Source organism: Pelagimonas phthalicica (assembly GCF_004364805.1).
Lineage (GTDB): Bacteria > Pseudomonadota > Alphaproteobacteria > Rhodobacterales > Rhodobacteraceae > Pelagimonas > Pelagimonas phthalicica.
In genome coordinates this window covers 1-19,279 of the sequence record NZ_SOAP01000010.1, presented here as the reverse complement: position 1 = coordinate 19,279, position 19,279 = coordinate 1, and the positions used below count along the sequence as shown (strand labels likewise).

General features: G+C 59.2%; 17 protein-coding genes and 2 pseudogenes. 14 read left to right on the top strand and 5 right to left on the bottom strand.

Annotated elements, in window-relative coordinates; all coding sequences use genetic code 11:
- Positions 1-81: 81 nt before the first annotated feature.
- Positions 82-396 (top strand): annotated as a pseudogene (locus CLV87_RS23480) (transposase); the annotation flags it as partial.
- A gap of 334 nt (positions 397-730) precedes the next feature.
- Entirely contained in the window at positions 731-1,009 is a 279-nt protein-coding gene (locus CLV87_RS23475) for a hypothetical protein (RefSeq protein ID WP_442417501.1), read from the top strand.
- Between the two features lie 55 nt (positions 1,010-1,064).
- On the opposite strand, the gene CLV87_RS24395 is transcribed toward CLV87_RS23475, so the two are convergent.
- The 5 genes and pseudogenes from CLV87_RS24395 to CLV87_RS24245 form a co-directional block, all read right to left on the bottom strand.
- On the bottom strand, positions 1,065-1,394 hold the full coding sequence (locus tag CLV87_RS24395) for a TetR/AcrR family transcriptional regulator (RefSeq protein WP_166652837.1): 330 nt from the start codon (positions 1,392-1,394) through the stop codon (positions 1,065-1,067).
- 55 nt (positions 1,395-1,449) lie between these two features.
- Complete coding sequence (locus tag CLV87_RS23460; protein ID WP_093455105.1) at positions 1,450-3,060, bottom strand: GMC family oxidoreductase; 1,611 nt, start codon at positions 3,058-3,060, stop codon at positions 1,450-1,452.
- Between the two features lie 35 nt (positions 3,061-3,095).
- Positions 3,096-4,541, bottom strand: a complete 1,446-nt coding sequence (locus CLV87_RS23455; RefSeq protein WP_093455106.1) for a coniferyl aldehyde dehydrogenase — start codon at positions 4,539-4,541, stop codon at positions 3,096-3,098.
- A gap of 86 nt (positions 4,542-4,627) precedes the next feature.
- Entirely contained in the window at positions 4,628-4,792 is a 165-nt protein-coding gene (locus tag CLV87_RS24005; RefSeq protein WP_166652835.1) for a hypothetical protein, read from the bottom strand.
- 459 nt (positions 4,793-5,251) lie between these two features.
- Positions 5,252-5,571: pseudogene (locus CLV87_RS24245) on the bottom strand (IS5/IS1182 family transposase); the annotation flags it as partial.
- 663 nt (positions 5,572-6,234) lie between these two features.
- Here CLV87_RS24245 and CLV87_RS23445 point away from each other — a divergent pair.
- The 12 genes from CLV87_RS23445 to CLV87_RS23390 all read left to right on the top strand — a co-directional run bounded on the left by CLV87_RS23445 (position 6,235) and on the right by CLV87_RS23390 (position 18,507).
- Positions 6,235-7,023 carry an enoyl-CoA hydratase/isomerase family protein gene (locus CLV87_RS23445; protein ID WP_099249754.1) on the top strand — a complete coding sequence of 263 codons (789 nt, stop codon included), beginning with the start codon at positions 6,235-6,237 and terminating at the stop codon, positions 7,021-7,023.
- Positions 7,023-8,273 carry a thiolase family protein gene (locus CLV87_RS23440; RefSeq protein WP_306438025.1) on the top strand — a complete coding sequence of 417 codons (1,251 nt, stop codon included), beginning with the start codon at positions 7,023-7,025 and terminating at the stop codon, positions 8,271-8,273. The genes CLV87_RS23445 and CLV87_RS23440 overlap by 1 nt, the downstream gene beginning before the upstream one ends.
- 9 nt (positions 8,274-8,282) lie before the next feature.
- Complete coding sequence (locus tag CLV87_RS23435) at positions 8,283-9,419, top strand: acyl-CoA dehydrogenase family protein (RefSeq protein ID WP_099249746.1); 1,137 nt, start codon at positions 8,283-8,285, stop codon at positions 9,417-9,419.
- An 11-nt stretch (positions 9,420-9,430) separates the two neighbouring features.
- A complete protein-coding gene (locus CLV87_RS23430; protein ID WP_099249744.1) occupies positions 9,431-10,204 on the top strand; it encodes an SDR family NAD(P)-dependent oxidoreductase in 774 nt (257 codons plus the stop codon).
- Positions 10,205-10,208: 4 nt separating this feature from the next.
- Positions 10,209-11,324, top strand: a complete 1,116-nt coding sequence (locus CLV87_RS23425; RefSeq protein ID WP_099249742.1) for a CaiB/BaiF CoA transferase family protein — start codon at positions 10,209-10,211, stop codon at positions 11,322-11,324.
- Positions 11,321-12,202 (top strand): branched-chain amino acid ABC transporter permease, encoded by an 882-nt coding sequence (locus tag CLV87_RS23420; RefSeq protein ID WP_099249739.1) that lies wholly within the window; start codon positions 11,321-11,323, stop codon positions 12,200-12,202. The genes CLV87_RS23425 and CLV87_RS23420 overlap by 4 nt, the downstream gene beginning before the upstream one ends.
- A 4-nt stretch (positions 12,203-12,206) precedes the next feature.
- Entirely contained in the window at positions 12,207-13,286 is a 1,080-nt protein-coding gene (locus CLV87_RS23415; RefSeq protein ID WP_099249737.1) for a branched-chain amino acid ABC transporter permease, read from the top strand.
- Positions 13,283-14,050, top strand: a complete 768-nt coding sequence (locus tag CLV87_RS23410; RefSeq protein ID WP_093455112.1) for an ABC transporter ATP-binding protein — start codon at positions 13,283-13,285, stop codon at positions 14,048-14,050. The genes CLV87_RS23415 and CLV87_RS23410 overlap by 4 nt, the downstream gene beginning before the upstream one ends.
- Positions 14,047-14,817, top strand: a complete 771-nt coding sequence (locus CLV87_RS23405) for an ABC transporter ATP-binding protein (RefSeq protein WP_099249735.1) — start codon at positions 14,047-14,049, stop codon at positions 14,815-14,817. Before CLV87_RS23410 ends, CLV87_RS23405 begins: the two co-directional genes overlap by 4 nt.
- Complete coding sequence (locus CLV87_RS23400; protein ID WP_099249733.1) at positions 14,814-16,652, top strand: AMP-dependent synthetase/ligase; 1,839 nt, start codon at positions 14,814-14,816, stop codon at positions 16,650-16,652. Before CLV87_RS23405 ends, CLV87_RS23400 begins: the two co-directional genes overlap by 4 nt.
- Positions 16,653-16,672: 20 nt before the next feature.
- Positions 16,673-17,833: an ABC transporter substrate-binding protein gene (locus tag CLV87_RS23395; protein ID WP_099249730.1), complete on the top strand. Its 1,161-nt coding sequence runs from the start codon at positions 16,673-16,675 to the stop codon at positions 17,831-17,833.
- Positions 17,834-17,895: 62 nt separating this feature from the next.
- Complete coding sequence (locus CLV87_RS23390) at positions 17,896-18,507, top strand: TetR/AcrR family transcriptional regulator (protein ID WP_166652836.1); 612 nt, start codon at positions 17,896-17,898, stop codon at positions 18,505-18,507.
- The last annotated feature ends 772 nt before the right edge of the window (positions 18,508-19,279 follow it).

Sequence of the window (19,279 nt, the reverse complement as noted above, 5' to 3'; positions counted from 1 at the left end):
CGAAAAGCATAGGCGCGATGGCAGTGGAATCTCATAATTAAGGGCAAAAAATATCCCCGAACGCGTCGTGTCTCAGATTTAAGGGCAACGCGACATGCGGCCTGGCTGGGGATCGTGCCGCGCCAAAAATCCTCAGGTGGAAAGCAGCGCCTCGGGAAGATGTCCAAGGCGGGGCAGGGGGACATCAGGCGGCTTCTGATCATCGGCGCCATGAGCCGGATCACTCCAATGGGCCGCCGTAAGATCACCCCCGGAAGCTGGCTGGCGCGGATGCTCGAACGCAAACCGAAGATGCTGGTCGCTGTTGCGCTGGCGAACAAGATGGCCCGGATGATCTGGGCGATGCTGACCAAAGAAGAGGACTATCGGGAACCGGCCCAGATCGCCGTGGCTTGAGCGCGATAGCTCAGCTGGGTGAACTGAAGTCGGCAAACGGGAGGTGTGAGAAGTCGATAGATTGAATGGGAAACGGATCGAATAGATCGGGAGCGGGAAAACCAGAAGGCCCCCTTGGGCGCTTGAGCCCGCAGGGTAGATTGAGACCCGCTCCGCTGATCACCATACCGGCCAGCGGCATTTCAGACGCCGCATACAAAGGCCTGATAGAAGACCGCACTCGAGCCCGCCTCACGACATCAAGAAACTTCTTGCATCACGGGCGGCAACCATAGAAGGGGGGCTGCGTGCCTCGGGTGTGCCAACCGAACGCTTGGCACGCTGGTTGGATGGGATGAACAGCGCGATTCTATCGGCGATGCGAGTACTTGACGATACTGAAAGGTGGGCGGCGCGGGCGAAGTCCGACATGGCGCATTTGTCGGGTCGCACGCCGGTCGCATTGCGAAGAATCTTCTCCGAATGGTTTTTGGTATCGGCCCCAATGGCTGAATCCGTGACCGGAGCCAGTCGCGCCGCCATTCAACGCAATCTGGCGTGGATGGAAGAAAGCGGTTTGATCCGCGAGGTGACAGGGCAGGGGCGCTTCAGGATATGGACTCTCGAAAACTGAAAGTCGATTCCCGGGTGTGCTGGTTAATTTCAATGTGCCAGCATGACAGAGATTGTCATGCCGCGATGTTGCTACAAATGCAAACCGGATACGAGGCTGTCAAATGGACTTTCTCAAAAGCTGCCAATCTGTTGCGCGTCGCTGACATGGCGACCTCGCGGTATGACGGAATCCGCTTGCAGGACGTGACGGACGAGTTCGGTTGCTTTATTGCGCACCTTCGAGAAGGAGACTCGATTGTGCACTGCAGCAGGATGTCTTCCTTGTTCTTCACATAGTAACAGAGGGCAGGCTTGGAAACATCGAGCAGGTCGGCCAATTCGCCAATTGACGTTTCCGAATATCTCTTGGTGGTCAACTCGTGCGCGGCCGTATCCAGCAACACCCAGCGCTTCAGCTTCTGCTGATGCTCGGCATCCTTGGCCTTGCGGGCGAATTGATCAGGTTGCGGCTGCGTCCTCCTTAATCATGTCGGCGGCTTTTTCACCGATCATGATACAGGTGGCATTGGTGTTGCCGTTGATGATCTCGGGCATGATTGAGGCATCGGCGACACGCACATTGGCCAGTCCCTTGACCTTGAGCCGCGCATCGACCACGGCCATGTCGTCGCGGCCCATCTTGCAGGTGCCGACCGGGTGATACGCATGGTTGACCTCGGCGCGCAGGTAGTCGTCGATCTCGGCATCGGTATTGAGATAACGCTTTGGGTAAAGCGGCTTGGCGATCATATCCTTCAGCGGTGAGCCGTGCAGGATGTCCTGCGTCACCTTGAAGGCATTGCGCATGTCCTTCAGGTCATCGGCGTGATCCAGCAGGTTCAGGTCGATATTGGGCTCGGACCCCGGGTTGGCGTTCTTGAGCGTCAAACGCCCCCGGCTGCGCGGGTGACCGATATTGACAATCATGGTAAAGCCCCACTTGATCATCGACATGTAGTCATGGGCATGGTTGCGATAGGGCAACGGCACCATGTGAAGTTGGAAATCCGGGTTGTTCTTACCCGGCTCGGACCGCAGGAAGCCACCCGCCGCTGTGGGCGGATTGGCGAGCCAACCTTTGCGCCTGGTGAAATACTGGTAGAAGGCACCAAGGTTCTTGAGCGTGCCCAGTGGGCCAAGGGAAATTCCGGTGCGTTTCTTAGATTTGAACACGAACATCACGTCCGGGTGGTCATGCAGGTTTTCGCCCACGCCGGGCAATTCATGCTGCACCTTGATGCCATGTTTCTCCAACTCGGCCCGGGGTCCGATGCCCGAGAGCATCAGGACTTGCGGCGAGCCGAAGGCCCCGCCGCTGACGATGACCTCCTTGTTCACCCCGACCCGCTTGGTTTCGCCGCCCTGGTCGTATTCGACGGCCACCGCGCGCCCGTCTTCCATGACGATCCGGCGCACCGTGGCCTTAACCTGGATATCCAAGTTCTTGCGGTCCGTGATCGGGTCGAGATAGCAGAACTTGACCGAGGCGCGTTCGCCGTTCTTGGTGGTGAACTGGTAGATGCCCAGCCCTTCGCGATTGGCGCCGTTAAAATCCGGGGTCTTGGGGTATTCCAGCTTCTCGCCCGAGGCGAGGAAGGCGTTGTAGAAATCAAACGAGGCATCGCCGTTGCTGACATGCAAGGGACCGCTGTCGCCGTGATAGTCATCCGCACCGCGTTCGTTGTTTTCGGCCTTGCGGAAATAGGGCAGCACCTCGTCATAGCTCCAGCCTTCGTTGCCGAGTTCGGACCAGCGGTCATAGTCGCCGGATTCGCCACGGATATAGACCATGCCGTTCATGCCGGACGAACCGCCCAGCATCTTGCCGCGCGGGTTATAAAGCGCGCGGTTGTTAAGATTTTTCTGCGGCGTGGTGTTGAAGCGCCAGTTCAGCTTGTTGATTTTGTAGTTCTGGATCAGCCCGGCGAACATGCCGGGAATCGAAACGAATTTCGAGTTACCCGGACCCCCTGCTTCGAGAAGCGTGACGGTAGTGTTCGGGTCCTCGGATAGCCGCGCGGCAACCACTCCTCCCGAAGATCCTCCACCAATGACTACATAATCTGCCATTGTTACTCTCCCTGTTACCATTTTTTGTGTCTGTGTCAGACGATTTTCTTCATGACCGCCAAGAGCGTGTCGGTGAGCCTGCTGTAGGGCGGATTCAGAAGGTTTGCCGAGTTCAGCCGCGCCTGCCGGAAGACCGGCTTGTGGGCGCTGAAACTGTCAAACCCAGCCTTGCCGGTATGGGTGCCCATGCCGCTGGCCCCAATGCCGCCGAAGGGCAACTTTTCCTGGAACACGTGGAACAGGGTTTCGTTGACGCACATCCCCCCGGCCCAGGTGTTTTGCAGCATGTGTTTTTCACGGGCTCGGTCATGGCCAAACCAATAGAGCGCCAACGGACGGTCATGGCTGTTGATATAGCCCGTGACCTCATCCAGGCTGTCATAGGTCTTGATCGACAGAACCGGGCCGAACACTTCCTCCTGCATCACTGCCATGTCGTCGCTGGGGTTGATCACCATATTCAGCGGCAGAATCCGGTTGTTGGTATTGCCCTCGCCACCATCGGGGTTGACCGTCACCACCTTTGCCCCCTTGTCACGGGCATCGGTGACCAGATTGCGCAGCCGGTCGTAATGGCGGTCCGAAACGATCGTGGTGTAGTCTACGTTGCCATCGAGGTTGGGAAAGAACTTGGTAAAGCCCTTCTTCATATCCCCGACGAACCCATCAAGCTTTTCGGTGGGCACAAAGACGTAGTCCACTCCGATACAGGTCTGGCCACAGTTCAGCACCTTGCCGCGCAGGATCGAGCTGACCGCCTTGGCCGGATTATAGGAATGGTCGATGATCGCGGGGCTCTTGCCCCCCAGTTCCAGCGTGACAGGCGTCAGGTTGGGTGCCGCGGCCTGGGCGATCTTGCGCCCCACGGCGGTGGACCCCGTAAAGATCAGGTGGTCAAAAGGCAGTTCGGCAAAGGCATTGCCCAGCTCGGCCCCGCCGGTGACGACGGCCAACAGGTCCTCGTCAAAATTGTCGGAAACGAGATTGCCCAGAAGTTCGGTTGTATGTACCGTGACCTCGCTGGGCTTGATCATCATACGGTTGCCTGCGGCCAGCGCATGCACCGCCGGAAGAAGCGCGATGGCATAGGGATAGTTCCAGGGAGCGATATTGCCGATCACTCCTAGGGGCTGCGGCACCACCTTGCATGTGGCCGGCAGCGAATGCAGGCTTGTGCCCACCCGGCGCGGGCGCATCCATTTGCGCAGGTGACGGCGGGCATGTTTGGCGCCCTGGATGACAAGGAACAAATCGCTCAGCGTGGTTTCGCGCACCGAGCGGTTGCCGAAATCCTTGTCGATAACATTACAAATGTCGTGCTTGTGTTTCTCGGTCAGTTTCAGCAGCTTTTCGACATTGCCGCACCGTTCTTCGTAGGACGGGTAGGGGTTGGCATTGGAGGCGGCTTTCTGGCAGGTGAAAAGCGCCTTGAGATCGTCGATGGAGGTGTCAGGGACGATAGGCGTGGCATAGGAATTCATGGTTAGTCCTTTGTATCAATTTCGAGGAAGCGGCGCAGCATATCGCAGGCCATTGTCTTTTCTTCGGTCTTGAACATCCTGCTCTCCTATCGCGCCAGAATCAGAATCGAGGCCACAGCCCCTTCGATCCCGATCAACCCACCACCATTTTCGGCAATTGCCACGTTTGCGCCGTCAACCTGGCGTGCGCCGCACTGGCGCAACCAGGCCACCGATCCCCGCGTCTCCAAAATGACATTTACATGTTGCATTTTCATACCTTTATTTACTGACCAGTAAGTAATAATAAGCCTGCGCTGTCAACATCAAATTTCCTTATCTATTACAGCACCTTGGAAGAAACGCTCGAATGGGGGTTCATAAAACCTGTAAAAAACCGAGAATCAGAGTGACAGCTTTTTCGGGCGAGACTCGTTGTTCGCGAAGGAAATCTCACAGGAATTGCCCAAGGCCCAGGCTCGACGCGATCTTCCGCGTTGCCAGGCCAGAGGTCTTCAGCCTGAGGGCTTCGGCGATCTTCCGCATAGGCAATCGTTCATTCTGGGGCTCTTAACTCTTCCTGCCGGAATACAAGGCTACCCCGCCGCACGATCGCCCAGCGGCGTCTCTCAGCCCGGGTCCGGGGTGACCGGATGCCCCGGAATCCGTGGCCGGATCAAACCGGAATCACTGACCGGATGTTATCGGAATGCCAGACCGGATGAGCCCGGTGTGCGCAACCGGGTTCCATCCGTTCGCTTTGAGTGGTCAAAGACAGGGATGAAAGGCAGTATTTTGCGCTTGAGCGCCAGCCAGACAAGGTTCTCAGAATACCCGTATGCCGAGTCCGCTGCCACCCAATCTGGCTTCAGGCCGAACCGCTCTGACGTCCGGTCGATCATCTTGATATTGCGCCCACTTCTGCCTGCCGGATCAACCGCCAAGCATCGACATCCACGATGATCCCATGATCCGTGTCGATCAGATAGTTGTCAGAACAGGCAAAGAAAGCCGGGCCTTTCCGCGCAGCCGTCTATTGGCTGGCGGGATCCAGAGAAGGCCCAAGAAATGGAGTTGACGAAACATGCCCACCTAAAGAAACGAGCGGTATGCAAGGTTCAAATGAACCTCTTCGCAAAGCCGTCGCTCGGACCAGAGGCCAAAGCGGTAGCCTACGAGCAGCCCATGCCAGAAGTTTTGATTTCGTGCAGCGCCTTCGCTGCAAACTTCTTCGACAAACGGGGAGCAGGCCGTCTGGGCCATGTGTGGTTTTGGCTATTGCCAACGCAGCATTCCTAATCGCGTGCTGCATAGTCTTCGGTGCGATCAGGCCTACATCACCAAAGCTATCATTGAGCCCGGCGCTGAGGCCCAGAGTCCGAACAACTCCGTTCCTACGTTCGTTGCCGCTGTCGGGAGCGGGACCTGTCAGAAATCTGCGATGTGTAGCCGACTGAATTTGTTCGGTGGTGCCTGTTCGGCATTCCTGAAGCGCAAGCACAGATGATTACCGACAGGCAGCAATTCCTGTGAGATTTCCTTCGCGAACAACGAGTCTCGCCCGAAAAAGCTGTCACTCTGATTCTCGGTTTTTTACAGGTTTTATGAACCCCCATTCGAGCGTTTCTTCCAAGGTGCTGTAATAGATAAGGAAATTTGATGTTGACAGCGCAGGCTTATTATTACTTACTGGTCAGTAAATAAAGGTATGAAAATGCAACATGTAAATGTCATTTTGGAGACGCGGGGATCGGCGGCCTGGTTGCGCCTGAACAGACCTACCGAGTTGAACGCTCTTTCGCGGGACATGGTTTTGGAGCTTGGGGCGGCACTTGAGCGCATTCTTCGTGACAAAAAGCTGCGCGTTGTGGTGCTCACCGGCAGCGGCCGGGCGTTCTGTGCGGGCGCTGATCTCAAGGCGGTGCAAGCGGGTCTGTCACAGGAGCGGTCCGAAGACGGCGATTTCCTTGATGCCGTAGCGGAGGTTTTTCAGATTCTCCGCGATTTTCCCAAACCCGTCATTGGTGGCCTGAACGGCGTGACCGTCGCCGGCGGCCTGGAACTGGCCATGTGCTGCGACGTACTGATCGCCGCAGAAAGCGCGAAGATCGGCGATGCGCATGCCAATTTTGGGGTCTTTCCAGGGGCGGGAGGCGCTGCTGTCCTGCCCTCTCGGATTGGCTTGCCGAACGCCAAATACCTGCTGTTTTCCGGCCGCAGTCTGCCGGCGCGCGATTGGTTGCGCATGGGGCTTGTGCAGGAAGTGGTTGCCGATGATGCGCTTGAGGTTCGTCTGGACGCGTTCGCAAGAGAACTGGCTGACAAAAGTCCTCTGGTTCTGTCGCGCATGAAAGCGGTCGCCAATGCGTCAGTCGAGATGTCGCAAGCCGAAGCTCTGGCCTGGGAATTGTCGGTCCTGCGCGACCACCTGACATCAAACGACGCTGCCGAAGGGCTGGCGGCGTTTTCGGAGAAACGCAAACCGGTCTTTGCCGGAACCTGATGAGGACCAGGATGGACAATGTTTATATAACCGGAGTGGCAATGACGCGTATGGGGCGCCTGGACGGGGCGACCGTAAAGTCGCTGTCCCGCGAGGCCGTCACCGGGGCCCTGGCTGATGCCGGGATTTCCGCCGGCGCGGTCGAAGCTGCCTATTTTTCGAACGCCACACAGCGGCATCTGGAAGGCCAGTTGATGATCCCGGGCCAGATCGCCCTCCGCGATATGGGGATCGAGGGCATTCCGGTTGTGAACGTCGAAAACGCCTGTGCCAGCGGATCGACCGCCCTGAACCTGGCTGCCCAGTTTCTGAAGGCAGGCGAAGGCGATGTGGCGCTGGCCGTCGGGGCCGAGAAGATGTGGACTGGTGATAAAGCCAAGATGTTCAGCTTTTTCGACTCGGGCTGGGAACTGGCGACCGCTGCGGAGAATGAAAAACAACTGCTGGCGCTGGGACATGGCATCGATCTGCCCGAGGGCAGCGAGTCCGAAAAACCCTATTCCGTTTTCATGGCCGTCTACGCCGCCTTTGCCCGCGCGCATATGCGCCTGTTCGGGACGACACAGGCGCAATTCGCGGCCATTTCGGCCAAGAACCACAATCATTCCGTTGAAAACGACAAGGCGCAGTTTCGCGATCCCTACACTGTGGCGGACGTGATGGGCGCGCCGCCGATCACCTATCCGCTGACCCTGCCGATGTGCGCCCCGATGAGCGATGGCGGTGCAGCGGCCGTGCTGATGACCGAAGCGGGCATGAAGCGCCACGGCATTTCCCGAGACCGCGCCATCGAGTTGCGTGCCAGCGTGATCCAGACCGGTTCGGACCGGGATGGCGACGACTTTGAAAACCATCTGACCGCTAAGGCGGCCCGGCGCGCCTATGAGAAGGCCGGGCTTGGGCCCGAGGACGTCTCGGTCGCCGAGGTGCATGACGCCACTGCTGTGGGCGAGCTGATCCAGATCGAAAACCTTGGTCTTTTTCCCTTTGGTGAGGGCGCGGCAGCCTCCGAACGTGGCGAGACCACGATTGGCGGGCGTGTGCCGGTCAACCCGTCGGGCGGGCTGGAGTGCAAGGGCCACCCGATCGGCGCCACCGGTCTGGGGCAGGTCTATGAGCTTGTCAGCCAGCTGCGCGGTGAATGCGGCACGCGCCAGGTCGAAGGGGCAAAGGTGGCAATTGCAGAGAACGGTGGTGGGCTGATCGGGATCGAAGAGGCCGTGGCCTCGGTCCTGATTCTGGCACGATAGGAGAGCGAGATGTTCAAGACCGAAGAACAGACAATGGCCTGCGACATGCTGCGCCGCTTCCTCGATGACCAGATCGAACCGGAATACCTGAAGGTGAAGGATGCGCCGTTTGAAAAAAAGGTGATCCAGGGATTCCTCACGCAGCTGTCCGAGTTCGGCCTGACCTCGGCCCCCCATCCAGAAGAGGCGGGTGGCATGGGGCTCGACTGGTCCACGCACCTGATGCTGTTCGAAGAGGTCGGCGTCACGGCAATGGATATTGCAGTGCCGATCCTGATCAACGTTGTGGGCGCCGATCTTTTGCTTCGCCTCGGCACCGACGAACAACGCGCGCGCTATATCCCGCAGCTTCTGGCGGGCGAAACATCCGTGGCCATCGGCATATCCGAACCGGGCGTCGGCTCGGACGTGGCGGCGGTCAAGACCCGCGCCCGCAAGGATGGCGGCGACTGGGTGATCTCGGGCGAAAAGACCTGGATCTCGAACGGGCGTTTCGCCGATTTCCTGATCTGCACCTGCAACACCGGCGAGGGGCTGACGCATATCCTGGTCGACCGCAAGGAACAAGGGTTCGAAACCCGCGACATCCCCAAGATCGGCCTCAATGCGCAGTCGACCTCGCAGGTCTTCCTCGATGAGGTGCGGGTGCCGGTTGAGAACACCATCGGCGCCGAAGGGCGCGGGTTGCAGCAGACGCTGGTCGTGTTCGAACGCGCGCGGGTGCATATGGCGATGTGGGGCATCGCCTTGGCGCGCCGTGCGCTGGAGGAGTCCATCCGTTACGCGCAGGAGCGCAATCAGCATGGCAAGCAGATCGCCGGGCATCAGATGATTGCCGACAAGATCGCCACCATGGCGACCGAGATCGACGCCGCGCGCCTGCTGACCCATCGCGCCGCCGGCATGATCGACCGCGATGAACGTTGTGACACAGAATGCGCCATGGCCAAGTGGTACGGCACCGAGATCGCGGTGAACGCCACGCGGCAGGCGGTGCAGATCCATGGCGGCAACGGCGTGACCCGCGAGTTCATTGTCGAACGCCTGGCCCGCGAGGCCATCATCGGCCCGATCCCGGACGGGACCACCGAGATTCAGAAACTGCTGATCGCCCGGTCCCTGACCGGTGTGGCGGCGTTCAAATAGGGGCCCGAGTCATGAAGATCGAAGGCAAGACAATTATCGTGACCGGCGGCGCCTCGGGACTTGGTGCCGCGACGGCAGAATACCTGTATGGGCTGGGCGCACAGGTGGCAATGTTCGACCGCGACACGGAACAGGGCACGGCGCTGGCCGCACGGCTGGGCGCGGACCGGGCCATGTTCCGGCAGGTGGATGTGACCAGCGACGAGCAGGTGTCCGAGGCCATCGCGGCCGTGATCGACCGCTTTGGCGCGCTGCATGTCGCCATCAACTGCGCCGGTGTGGTCAGCCCGATGAAGGTAGTCGACCGCGAGGGCGCTCCAGCGTCACTCGATGCCTTTCGGCGCACGGTCGAGATCAACCTTGTTGGCACTTTCAACGTGATGAGCAAATGCGCCGCCCGGATGCTGGAAAACCCGCCCGAAGACGGGGAAGAGCGTGGCGTGGTCGTCAACATCTCGTCCGGGGCGGCCTATGAGGGCCAGATCGGTCAGACTGCCTATGCCTCATCCAAGGCCGGCGTGATCGGGCTCAACCTGCCTGCGGCGCGCGAGCTGGGGCCGAAAGGCATCCGCATCAACGCCATCGCGCCAGGGCTCTTTGGCACACCGATGGTGATGAGCCTGGGTGATGAGGTCGTCGCCTCGCTCGAAGAAAGCGTCGAGGCCCCCAAGCGGGTGGGCCGGATGGAAGAATTCGCCCATGCCTGCGCTTTTCTGATCGAAAACAGTTACATGAACGGCGCGACTCTGCGACTGGATGCCGCCACGCGGCTGCGGGCGAGGTAGGGCGATGCTGACACGCAACGGTCCCCTCAAAGGTGTTCGGGTCATCGAAATGGCCGGGATCGGGCCTGCGCCCTTTGCGGCCATGCATCTGGCCGACATGGGCGCCGAAGTGGTGCGGATCACCCGCCCCGGTAAGGCTTTTCCCTTGCCGATCGATGAGAAACACAACCTGTTCAATCGCTCGCGGCGCAGTCTGGTGCTCGATCTGCGGCAGGCAAATGATGCTGAAAAGCTCTGGGGGCTGATCGAGCGGGCCGAGATTCTGATCGAGGGCTTCCGCCCCGGCAAGATGGAGAAACTCGGATTCGCTCCAGAGGCGGTTCTGGCACGCAACCCGGCGCTGGTCTATGGCCGCATGACCGGATGGGGACAGACCGGGCCGCTGGCACAGGCTGCCGGGCATGATCTGAACTATGCCGCGATCACGGGCGCGGTTCATGGGCTGGGCGAGGCCGACCGGCCCCCGCCCGCGCCAATGAACCTGATTGCCGATCAGGGTGGTGGCGCGATGATGCTGAATGTCGGCATCCTCGCGGCCCTGACCCATGCGCGCGCAACCGGCGAGGGTCAGGTGGTCGACGCGGCCATGTGCGATGGGGTCAACCTCTTGATGACCATGCAACACGGGCTGGCGGCCGGTGGGGCCTGGAGCGGCGAGCGCGCTGGCGATTTCATCAATGGCGGGGTGGCGTGGTATCGTTGTTACGAAACCGCCGACGGAAAGTTCATATCCATCGGCTGTGTCGAGCCACAGTTCTTTACCGAATTCCTGCGCCTGACCGGGCTGAGCGATGATCCGCGTTTTGCCGACCAATATGCGCCCGAGGCGCAGCCGGCCATGCGCGAGGCCCTGACCGAACTGTTCCTGACCCGGACACAGGCCGAATGGTGCGAGGTGCTGGAAGGCAGCGATGCCTGCTTTGCGCCGGTGGTGCCACTGGCCGAAGCTGCCACACACCAGCACAACCGGGCACGCGAGAGCTTTGTCACCGTGGACGGCATCGAAATGCCCGCCCCGGCCCCCCGATTCTCACAAACCCCGCCAGACATTCCGACAACCGGTGACGCCGGTTTCGTCGAAATGAACGAAATCCTACATCATTGGAGGACCGCCATATGACCGGTCTGAGTTTCGCCGACGCCATACAGCTTTTGCTGGTCGGCCTGTCACAGGGCTGTCTCTACAGCCTTATCGCCATCGGCCTGGTGCTGGTCTACAAGGCCACCGAGCAGGTGAACTTCGCCCAGGGCGAATTCATGATGCTGGGGGCCTTTGTTGGCTACCAGTTCATCGTGCTTTGGGGGCTGCCTTATTGGCTGGGGGCCTTGCTGACACTCGTGTTCATGGGCGGGTTCGGTTACGGGGTTGACGCGCTTGTTGTGCGGCGGCTCACCGGACAGCCGGTGTTCACCGTTTTCATCCTGACGCTGGCGCTGGGAATTGCACTGCGCGCCGTGGCCGGGATTGTCTGGGGCTTCGGCAACTATTCGCTCCCCGCCCCGGTTGAGGGCAATCTGGCATTTGGGTCGGTCATCATCGGCTGGTCCAGCGTTCTGGCGATCCTGGTGACCGCCATCGTGGCCAGCGGGCTTTACGCCTTCTTCCGCTATGCCCGCCAGGGCGTGGCGATGCAGGCCTTGTCCCTGAACCAATTGGCGGCCTTTTACATGGGCATCCCGGTCAAGCGCCTGACCTCTTCGATCTGGGCCATGTCCGCGATCTTCGGCGCCATCGCAGGCCTGCTTCTGGGTCCGGTCACGCTGGTCTCGACGCAGATGGGATTTGTTGGCTTCAAAGCCTTTGCCGGTGCCATTGTCGGCGGGTTCGGATCGATCCCCGGCGCCGTTCTGGGCTGTTTGCTGATTGGCGTGACCGAGCCGTTCTTCGACATCATGTTCCCCACGTTCAAGGGCATCGGCGCCTATCTGATCATGTTCGTCGTGCTGCTGATCCGGCCCGAAGGGCTGCTGGCACAAATCTACGCAAAGAAGGTATAGGCTCATGCGCGTTCTTTTCCGCAAATCCTACAAGCAGGACATCCGCCTGTTTCGCGACCGCACACAGGCTTTCTGGTATCTGCTGTTCTTGTGTATCGCGCTTGCTGCTCCGTTGTTTCTCGATGGCTACTTTCTGGACGAATTGTCGTTTGTCTATATCTACGCGATAGCCGGGCTGGGGCTGATGATCCTGACCGGGTTCTCGGGCCAGGTAAGTTTTGGGCAGGCCGCCTTTGTCGCCATCGGCGCCTATGCCCACACGATCCTCTTGTCGCGCTATGGTGTGCCGTGGATCCTGTCGCTGCCCCTGGCGGCGCTGATCACTGGTTTGGTCGGGCTGGCCATCGGGCGCATCTGCGGGCGTATGCATGGCTTGTATCTCGCCATCGCTACGCTTTCGATTGCTATCGTGACCGAACGGCTGATCGGCGGCGGCGGCGATTTTACCGGCGGACATCGTGGCCTGCCGGTTCCGGGCATCGACATCTTCGGCATCGCCATCGACCAGAGCTGGAAGACCTACCTGTTAAATCTCGCCCTGTTTGTCGGCGCCATTCTGATGACGCGCAACCTGTTGCGCACACGGTCTGGCCGCGCCCTGATCGCGATCCGCGACAGCGAAGTTTCGGCCCGTTCGCTGGGCACGAATGTGGCCTTCTACAAAGCCTATGCCTTCTTCCTGTCGGCGGTGTTCGCCGGTCTGGCTGGTGGGCTTCTGGCGCATGCGTTCTACTACATTACACCGGAAACTTTCGGCATGGGTGAGAGCATTCGCCTGCTTCTTATGATCGTTGTCGGTGGGATCGGCACCATCTACGGGGCCATCTTCGGCGCGTTCTTCATCGTGCTGCTGCCCACCGTCCTGAGTTGGGTCAAGGTGCTGCTTCCCGGGGCCATAGCCACATCCGGCGGGTTCGACAGCCTCGCCTTCGGGATGATCCTTCTTGGCTTCATCCTGTTCGAACCTGATGGGCTCTATGGCCGCTGGGTCAAAATCCATCACTATTTCAACGTCTTCCCGATGTACAAGCGCCGCAGCTTCCAACGTCAGAAGACCTTCCTCAAGACGGAGCGTCTGAAATGAGCTGGCTTGAAGTCGAAAACGTGTCGCTGGCATTCGGTGGGCTGAAAGCCGTCGATAACCTGAGCTTCTCGGTGGAACCGGGCAAGGTATTCACCATCATCGGTCCCAATGGTGCCGGCAAGAGCACGGTGTTCAACCTGATCTGCCGCATCTATGACCCGCTGGAAGGCGATATCCGCTTTGGTGGCGAAAGCCTGCTGGGGGCCAGGCCCCACGAAGTGATCAACCACGGCATCGCCCGCACCTTCCAGAACATCGAATTGTTCGAGCATGCCTCACTTCTGGACAACCTGTTGATCGGCCGGTTCCGGCATGGGCGGTTCTCGCCGCTGAGCGAGCTGTTCTTCCTGCCCGGCCAATTGCGCCAGGAACTGGAACACCGCCGCAAGGCGGAAGAGGTTATCGAGTTTCTCGATCTCGAAGGCTACCGTCACGCCCGCGTCGCCGACCTGCCTTACGGCGTGCGCAAGAAAACCGAGATGGCGCGCGCGCTGGTCGCCAGCCCCGAGATCCTGTTGCTGGATGAGCCCTCCAGCGGGCTGACCACCGAGGAAACCGACGACACCGCCTTTGTGATCGAAGACATCCGCGAGGATCTGGGCATCACCGTGGTGATGATCGAGCACGACATGAAGCTGGTGAACAAGGTCTCGGACAAGGTTCTGGCAATCAACGAAGGCCGCTTCCTGGCCACCGGCAGCGCCTCGGAGGTGCAGGACGACCCGGATGTGCAGGCAGCCTATCTAGGGGGGGAAGCGGCATGAGCGAAGTTCTGAAAGTCCGCAATGTCGAAACCATGTATGGCCGCGTCATGGCGATCCGCGGTGTCAGCCTTTCGGTGCGCGAAGGCACCGTGGTCACGGTCATGGGATCGAACGGCGCTGGCAAGACCACTATCCTGAAAACCATCTCGGGGGCGCTCGACCCGTTCAAAGGTGAGATCACATTCAAGGGTAAGTCCATTACCGGCCTGGATCCGGATGTGATTGCCCGCACCGGTGTGGCCCATAGCCCCGAAGGACGCGAAGTGTTTGCGCTTTTGTCGGTGAAAGACAACCTGATGATGGGTGCCTATTGCCGCAAGGACCGCGACGAGGTGGCGCGCGATTTCGAAAAGGTGCTGGGCTGGTTCCCGGTCCTGCGCGAATTTCTCGACAAGCAGGCGATCTACCTGTCGGGCGGGCAACAGCAGATGGTGGCCCTTGGACGCGCCTTCATGGCACGGCCCAGCCTGATGCTGCTGGATGAGCCGTCGCTGGGTCTCTCGCCCCGGCTGATTTCCGAGATTTTCGCGATCATCAAGCGGATCAACGTCGAAGAGGGCATGACCATGCTGCTGGTGGAGCAGAACGCCAGCGTCGCGCTTCCTGCCGCCGATTTCGGCTATGTGCTGGAAACCGGGCGGATCGTCATGGAAGGCGAACGCGACATGCTGATGAACAGCGCTGACATTCGCGAATTTTACCTTGGCATCAAGGCCGACAGCGCGCGGGGCGACCGTCGCTGGAAAGCAAGGAAGACCTGGCGATGAACGACATCTCTACACAAAACTGGACCCCGCCCGTCTTTGAAATCGACGGCTGCGACACACTGCCCAAACTGTTTCGGCAGAACTGCCGGAAATTCGGGTCCGCGATCGCGATCCGCGAAAGGGATTTCGGCATCTGGGAAGAATACACCTGGACCGACTACTATGACCGGTCCCGGCTGGCGGGCTGTGCGCTGATAGCGCTGGGGATCGCGCCCGGCGACATCGTGGCGATCATCAGCGAAGACAACAAGGAATGGGTGTTTTCCGACCTTGGCATTCAGTGCATCGGTGCGGTCACCCACGGGCTTTACCCAACTTTGCAGGAAAAGCAGGTGGCCTATCAGCTCAACGACAGCGGCGCCAAGGTGTTGTTCGTCGAGGACGAGGAACAGCTCGACAAATACCTGCTGGTGCAGGACGAGCTGCCGGGGATCGAAAAGGTTATTGTCTACGACATGGAAGGCCTGCGCCGGTTTTCTCACGACAAGGTCATGGGATGGGAGGCGTTTCTCGAGCTTGCCGCGGACGGCGCCCCCGAAATGCACGCCGCCTTCGAAACCCGAATTGATGCCGGCAAGGGCGAGGACATCGCCACGCTGATCTATACCTCGGGCACCACCGGCGCGCCGAAGGGCGCGATGATCTCGCACCGGTTCTTTCTGGCGCAGGCCGACAACCACCCGGAAATGCCGCTGGGCCCGGGCGACGAAATCCTGACTTTCCTGCCGCTGTGCCACGCGGCCGAGCGCATCATCTCGGTCGCAACCCCGATCCGGCATGGCATCACCATCAATATTGCCGAAAGCGGTGAGACCTTTAATGCCGACATTCAGGAAGTGGCCCCGACTTTCATCTTTGCCGTGCCGCGGGTGTGGGAAAAGTTTTATTCCCGCATCTCTTTCATCATGAATGACGCCACCGCCTTTGGACGCTTTGCCTATACGCAGGCGCTGAAAGTGGCCGAACGCCGGGCAGATCTGCTGGCTGCGGGCAAACAGGTGCCGCTGGGCCTTTCCCTTTTTCACCGAGCGATCGATTTCCTTGTCCTGCGCAACATCCGCGTGGAACTGGGTCTGGCACGGGCGCATACGATCGTTTCGGGCGCCGCGCCGATCTCGGCCCGACTGCTTCGCTGGTTCAATGCGCTCGGCGTCTCTGTGCAGGAAGCCTATGGACAGACCGAGACTGGCATTGTCACTGCCACGGTTCCAGGCCAATCGCCCATCGGCTCGATCGGGCGGGCCATGCGCGGCGTCGAAGCCAAACTGGCCGAGGATGGCGAGATCCTGATACGCGCGCGGTCAAACTTCTCTGGCTACCTGAGCCAGCCGGAAAAGACCGCCGAGACCATGGTGGATGGCTGGGTGCATACCGGCGATGTCGGCAAGATGGACGACAATGGCGATCTGACCATTCTGGACCGCAAGAAGGACATCATCATCACCGCCGGCGGCAAGAACATCACGCCCTCGCAGCTGGAAAACGAGCTGAAATTCTCGCCCTACATCTCGGACGCGGTGATCATTGGCGACAAGCGCAAGTACCTAACCGTGCTGATCATGATCGACCAGGAAACGGTCGAGAAATACGCACAGGACAAGCGCATCCCGTTCTCGAACTACAAATCGCTCTGCGAAAGCGAGCCGATCATCGAGTTGATTGGCAACGAGGTGGACCGTGCGAATTCCGGATTTTCGCCGGTGGAACAAGTGAAGAAGTTCCGCCTGATCGACGTGCTTCTGACGGCTGAGGATGAGGAACTCACTCCGACGATGAAACTCAAACGCAACGAGGTCGAGCGTAAATACAAAGACCTCATTGAAACTATGTACTGAAACTTGAAAGGGAGGAAATCATGAAGAATTTTGCAACTGCACTGGCGCTCTCCGCGCTGGTCACCGGGGCGGCCATCGCTGGTCCGCAGGGCGTGACCGAAGATAAGATCACGCTTGGCAGCTATACCGATCTCAGCGGCCCGCTGGCTGTCTGGGGCGTACCTGAAGCCAACGGACTGCGCATGCGCGTGGACGAGATCAACGCCGCGGGCGGCATTCACGGTCGCCAGCTTGAGATCGTGATCGAGGACACGCAGTATCAGGTGCCGCGCGCCATTCAGGCTGCCAACAAACTGCTGCGCCGCGACAGGGTCTTTGCTATGGTCGGCGCGCTGGGAACACCGATGAACCTCGCGGTCATGCCGCAGCAATTGGACGCCGGCGTTCCCAACCTGTTTCCCATGACTGCGGCGCCCGAGATGGCAGAGCCGCTGCACCAGATGAAATACGCCTTTTTTCGCAACTATACCGAGCAGTTCCGAGCGGCGGTTGCCTATTTCCATGATAATGGCGGGTTTGTGACTCCCTGCGTGTCGCAGATCGCCAACGAAGCGGGCGAGTCGATGACGCTTGGCGTTGAACAGCAGCTACATGAATACGGCATGGAGATCGTTGCAAAAACCGAGCATTCGGCCACAGAGACCGACATGGTGTCTTCGGTCACGACCTTGAAGAATGCAGGCTGCGACATCGTCTTCAACGCCGGCAGCGTCAAGGACACGATCTTGACCGTTGCCACCTCAAAGAAGCTCGGTTTCGAACCGATCTTCGTCACGGGCATGGTCCCCTACATGGATGCCGTGGCCAAGGCGGCAGACGGTGCAATGGAAGGGCTCTATCTGGTTTCGCCCTTCGTCTTCGCCGATGTCGCGACTTCGGAAGGCGAGGCCAAACGCATCCTGGAAACCTATGCAGAGACCTATGGGACAAAAATGGAGCCGCAGGCGCAGTTGGGCTATATTTTCATCGATTTGCTGGCCGAGGCGCTTGAAGCGGCAGGCCCCGAACTGACCACCGAAGGCTTCTTGGCTGCGATCGAGGCGATCAATGGCTATGTCGATCCGATCGGCGGCCAAACAATCAGCTTTGGCCCCGAAGATCACCAGGGGGTGGAAACGCTGATCCTGGCCAAGGTTGAAAACGGCGCCTGGACAGTTGCAGCCCGGGGCCTCGACTACTAAACTTGGTAAGATGCCGGGCGGGAAGAATTCTCGCCCGGCGCACAATTTCAAGCGAGGGTCATGTGCCTGCAATCCAGTGGCATAGAAAGACAAAAGACGTCGAAGAGCAGCAGGAACTGAAGCGCCGTGCCGTGTTGGACGTTGCGGCGAGACTGTTTTCGACAGTCGGTTACAAGAAAACCTCGCTCGATGATATCGCCGCCGAACTCGATCTGACCAAGCCTGCACTCTATTACTACGCCCGCAACAAGGAAGACATCCTGATGCAGTGCTCATTGGTGTCGCTGGAAGGGGTCAAGCGTTGCTTTGACGCGGCCCAGGTATCAACTGGCAACGGCCTTGACAGGTTGCGCGTGTTTTTTCGTTCCTACGCTGCATTGGTTGTGAGCGATTTCGGTTCCTCATTGATGCGCGAGGCGCGCCGCAACCTCACGGGCAAGAATCAGGAAAAACTGCGCCAAACCTTGCGCGACGGTCAGGAATTCCTTGAAGAGGTTATCAAGGCCGGTATCAAGGACAAGTCAATCCGCGAATGCTCGCCCAAAAGGCTGGCCCAGGTTCTGTTCTCAGCCTTCAACCAGATGCCGGAGTGGTACAATCCCGACGGTTCGGAACCTCCTGAGGTCATTGCCAACCAGATCCTTGAACTTGTCAGCAATGGAATACGAGCCTAGCGCACTCACTGCTGCGTTTCTTTGCGCTCAATTTCGGTAGACAACCAGACCAGTCACAGTCGGGATTTCGGAATGCCGGTTGATTGGGGGTCAATTCATTCGGTGAAATCTGACGAAGATCGTTGCCATGCCCACATATGCACAGGAGTATCCGCTACCGGCCATTTGACTATGCCGAGGACTGCAGGACGTTTGATGCTTGGTTCAATAGGGAAAAGTTTTCCGGTCGTTCCGCTTCACGAGGGATGGCGTTCAGGTTTCGCGGCGATTTCCGGCAGTACCGAACGACCACATATTCCTGTCATGGAACGCGGTCTCAATTCGCCCGAACGTAGCTTCCCGGTGCCGGCTCGATGGATTTGTACTTTCCGCGGTTGACGGGCTTTCGAGGCTTGACGGTCTTGCCGTCTTTGGCCTCGAGCCAGTCCGCCCAGTAGGGCCACCACGACCCCGGCATTTCCGTGGCCTTGGTCAGAAAATTCGCTGGTTCTGGCGGATAGGTGTCGCTTTTTCTGAAACCGTATTTGGCACGTTCGGTCGGGGGGTTGATGACTCCGGCAATATGGCCCGAGCCGCCAAGGACAAATTCAACCTCGCCGCCGAGTATCTGCGTCGCTGGATAAATCGAGGTCCAGGGGGCGATGTGATCCTCGGACGTGGCAAGTACGAAAACCGGCTGTCGCGTAGCCCTTAATTGTGAGATGAGAAATCCAACGAAATCAACGGCCTTGCTTTGCCCTTAAATATGATATTTTGCCTTTAAATCCGATAT